2 tRNA genes and 2 rRNA genes are annotated in these 4285 nt (G+C 53.3%); all 4 read right to left on the reverse strand.

From position 1 onward, the window contains the following. Positions 1–2 precede the first annotated feature (2 nt). The 4 genes from ACYJRZ_RS31760 to ACYJRZ_RS31775 all read right to left on the reverse strand — a co-directional run bounded on the left by ACYJRZ_RS31760 (position 3) and on the right by ACYJRZ_RS31775 (position 4273). Positions 3–79: transfer RNA gene (locus ACYJRZ_RS31760), tRNA-Met, on the reverse strand. Between the two features lie 267 nt (positions 80–346). Further along, a 5S ribosomal RNA gene (gene rrf, locus ACYJRZ_RS31765) occupies positions 347–461 on the reverse strand. Positions 462–739: 278 nt separating this feature from the next. Further along, positions 740–3657, reverse strand: a 23S ribosomal RNA gene (locus ACYJRZ_RS31770). 540 nt (positions 3658–4197) lie between these two features. Then, positions 4198–4273, reverse strand: a tRNA-Ala gene (locus tag ACYJRZ_RS31775). Between the last annotated feature and the right edge of the window lie 12 nt (positions 4274–4285).

Below are 4285 nucleotides of genomic sequence, written 5' to 3' on the forward strand. Positions count from 1 at the left end.
ATTGGTTGCGGGGGCAGGATTTGAACCTGCGGCCTTCAGGTTATGAGCCTGACGAGCTACCGGGCTGCTCCACCCCGCGTCACCAGCGTAAACCGCGTTGCGGTTTATCGTGTGTTAGGTGGGCACCTTTTGGAGCGCACCTGCTTTCGAGATGCCTGTTATTCCAGGATCTCGAAGAAGAAGTCGTTATGAGAAGCGGCAAAGGCCGCGTTAGCGGCCTATTGTAGCACGGCTAGGCCGTATTTCGGAGTGTGACGAGAAGATTTTGTGAGGCATAAATTGCTGAGCAATTTAGCGTGACGCATAAATCGATTTCATCGATTTAGCGTTGAGTTGCGATTAGCAGACCTGGCAGCGACCTACTCTCCCGCGTCTTAAGACGAAGTACCATGGGCGCAGGGGCGTTTCACGGCCGTGTTCGGAAAGGGAACGGGTGCAGCCACCCCGCCATAACCACCAGGTCGGCAAAGCGCAACTTGTTGTCCATGCCTTTGGCACGGACAACAAGTTGCTTCTTTGTGGCTGATATGCCTTGTCCTTCTCGCTTGCCGCTCGAAGGGGACATCAGCCGGCCATACGGTCACCTCGAGTTCGAGGCGACAGGTGGCCGAAGCTTGCTGTTCATGCTTTTGCATGGACGTTTTGAGAAGCTGGATTTTATTTATTTGAACACGTCTTTGGACACTCATTGCCGCATGAATGCTTCGCATTCAGCGGGAGATGAGCACGGGCAATGGGAACGATCAAGCCAATCGAGCTATTAGTACCGGTAAGCTTCATGCGTTGCCGCACTTCCACACCCGGCCTATCAACGTGGTCGTCTTCCACGGCTCTGATAGGGAACACTCGTTTCCAGGTTGGTTTCCCGCTTAGATGCCTTCAGCGGTTATCCATTCCATATATAGCTACCCTGCTATGCCCTTGGCAGGACAACAGGTCCACCAGAGATATGTCCATCCCGGTCCTCTCGTACTAGGGACAGATCCTGTCAATATTCCTACACCCACGGCAGATAGGGACCGAACTGTCTCACGACGTTCTGAACCCAGCTCACGTACCGCTTTAATTGGCGAACAGCCAAACCCTTGGGACCTGCTCCAGCCCCAGGATGCGATGAGCCGACATCGAGGTGCCAAACAACCCCGTCGATATGGACTCTTGGGGGTCATCAGCCTGTTATCCCCGGCGTACCTTTTATCCGTTGAGCGATGGCCCTTCCACACGGGACCACCGGATCACTATGACCGACTTTCGTCTCTGCTCGACTTGTCAGTCTCGCAGTCAGGCGGGCTTATGCCATTGCACTCGACGACCGATTTCCGACCGGTCTGAGCCCACCATCGCGCGCCTCCGTTACTCTTTCGGAGGCGACCGCCCCAGTCAAACTACCCACCATACACTGTCCCGGATCCGGATAACGGACCGCGGTTAGACATCCATGACGATAAGGGTGGTATTTCAAGGATGGCTCCACAAGAACTGGCGTCCCTGCTTCAAAGCCTACCACCTATCCTACACATGCCGACACGAATGCCAGTGTAAAGCTATAGTAAAGGTGCACGGGGTCTTTCCGTCTGACCGCAGGAACCCCGCATCTTCACGGGGAATTCAATTTCACTGAGTCTATGTTGGAGACAGCGGGGAAGTCGTTACGCCATTCGTGCAGGTCGGAACTTACCCGACAAGGAATTTCGCTACCTTAGGACCGTTATAGTTACGGCCGCCGTTTACTGGGGCTTCGATTCAGAGCTTGCACCCCTCCTCTTAACCTTCCAGCACCGGGCAGGCGTCAGACCCTATACGTCGTCTTGCGACTTCGCAGAGCCCTGTGTTTTTGGTAAACAGTCGCTACCCCCTGGTCTGTGCCACCCTCACATGCTTGCGCACATAAGGGTCACGCTTCTTCCGAAGTTACGCGTGCAATTTGCCGAGTTCCTTCAACATAGTTCTCTCAAGCGCCTTGGTATACTCTACCTGACCACCTGTGTCGGTTTCGGGTACGGTCTATACGGTGGAGCTATTTCCTGGAACCGCGTCCCCGCCCACACAATCCAATAAGTGTGAACAAGTTAAGCAATCCGTCACTACCACCAGGCCCACGAATATTAACGTGGTTCCCATCGACTACGCGTGTCCGCCTCGTCTTAGGGGCCGGCTAACCCTGCTCAGATTAACTTTAAGCAGGAACCCTTGGTCTTTCGGCGAGAGGGTCTCTCACCCTCTTTATCGTTACTCATGTCAACATTCGCACTTCCGATACCTCCAGGACCCCTCACGGGTATCCCTTCATCAGCTTACGGAACGCTCCGCTACCACTCCTCAAAGAGGAATCCTCAGCTTCGGTGCATGGCTTCAGCCCCGTTACATTTTCGGCGCAAAGACCCTTGACTAGACCAGTGAGCTGTTACGCTTTCTTTAAATGATGGCTGCTTCTAAGCCAACATCCTGGTTGTTTTGGGATCCTCACATCCTTTCCCACTTAGCCATGACTTGGGGACCTTAGCTGGAGGTTAGGGTTGTTGCCCTTTTCACGACGGACGTTAGCACCCGCCGTGTGTCTGCCTGGTAGTACTTCCCGGTATTCGGAGTTTGGTTAGGATCAGTAAGACGGTGAGTCCCCATAGCCCATCCAGTGCTCTACCCCCGGGAGTATTCGCCAGACGCTCTACCTAAATAGATTTCGCGGAGAACCAGCTATTTCCGAGTTTGATTGGCCTTTCACCCCTAGCCACAAGTCATCCCAATCTATTGCAACAGATGCGGGTTCGGTCCTCCAGTTGGTGTTACCCAACCTTCAACCTGCTCATGGCTAGATCACTCGGTTTCGGGTCTAATGCAACAAACTATATCGCCCTATTCAGACTCGCTTTCGCTTCGCCTACACCTACCGGCTTAAGCTTGCTTGTTACACTAAGTCGTTGACCCATTATACAAAAGGTACGCCGTCACCCTTGCGGGCTCCGACTGTTTGTAGGTATCCAGTTTCAGGTTCTATTTCACTCCCCTTGTCGGGGTGCTTTTCACCTTTCCCTCACGGTACTGGTTCGCTATCGGTCATGCACGAGTACTTAGGCTTGGAGAGTGGTCTCCCCATGTTCAGACAGGATTTCACGTGTCCCGCCCTACTCTAGGACAATAAGTGTATCTACGCGTACGGGGCTGTCACCCTCTGCGGCAAACCTTTCCAGGTTCTTCCACTTTAACACTCATTGCCACTGGCCTGGTCCGCGTTCGCTCGCCACTACTTGCGGAGTCTCGGTTGATGTCCTTTCCTGCAGGTACTTAGATGTTTCAGTTCCCTGCGTTCGCTTCTTACACCCTATTTTATTCAGGTGAAGATACCTCATAACAATGCTTAGAAACCTGAAGTGTCCAACCAGCCACCAGGCTGCCGAACCTACGCCGCATCAGCGGCGACGGCCCTTGGCCTTGCAAAGCCCAAACGGGCTTCGATCCCTTTTCCTCGAGAGTTTCGAAGAGCCAGGATTTTGTCAGTCAACAGTTCAGATTTTCTAAGCATTTAAGGTGGGTTGCCCCATTCGGAGATCCATGGATCAAAGCTTATTCGCAGCTCCCCACGGCTTTTCGCAGCGTATCACGTCCTTCATCGCCTGTGCATGCCTAGGCATCCACTAAATACCCTTACGACACTTGATCGTTCTCATTGCCAATGCTCATCATCTCGTTGCCGTTTCCGTCAGGAAACGAGCAACAGACCGGGTTACCTTTTACAACCCAGCCTATCAACAATGCCATCGACGTGTTCGGTATGGTCCATTCTTTAAGCGCACACGCCGAGCGTGCGCCTGGCCATACCTTAAGACCAGCTTCTCGAGATTTGATCCGATACCGCGCGGTCAGGCAACGGTAATCCAGTCGTCCGTCAGACGCAGCCCAAAAGGACCACAAACAACACGCGATAAACTGCTTACGCAGTGTATGCTGACGACCCAGAGCGACAAGCTTCCTTCCTACCTCCGATCTCTCCACCATTTCAGGCCGGCTAGGCCATCCATGGTTTCATAAAGACCGGGCTCGGACGCCTTAAACAACCTTGCGGTCGCTCAAAACACCTGGAAGCCTCCAGATCAATCTTCTCTTCACAATGTATGCAGAACACGCATCCAGCCCAAGGCCGATGCAAAACCTTTATTTCTTCAGAAGACAACATGCCGTCAATCTCGACACCAATCGATTTGGTGGAGCTGAGCGGGATCGAACCGCTGACCCCCTGCTTGCAAAGCAGGTGCTCTCCCAGCTGAGCTACAGCCCCATCAGCTCGATC

The sequence above is a fragment of the Rhizobium sp. No.120 genome (genome assembly GCF_054558365.1).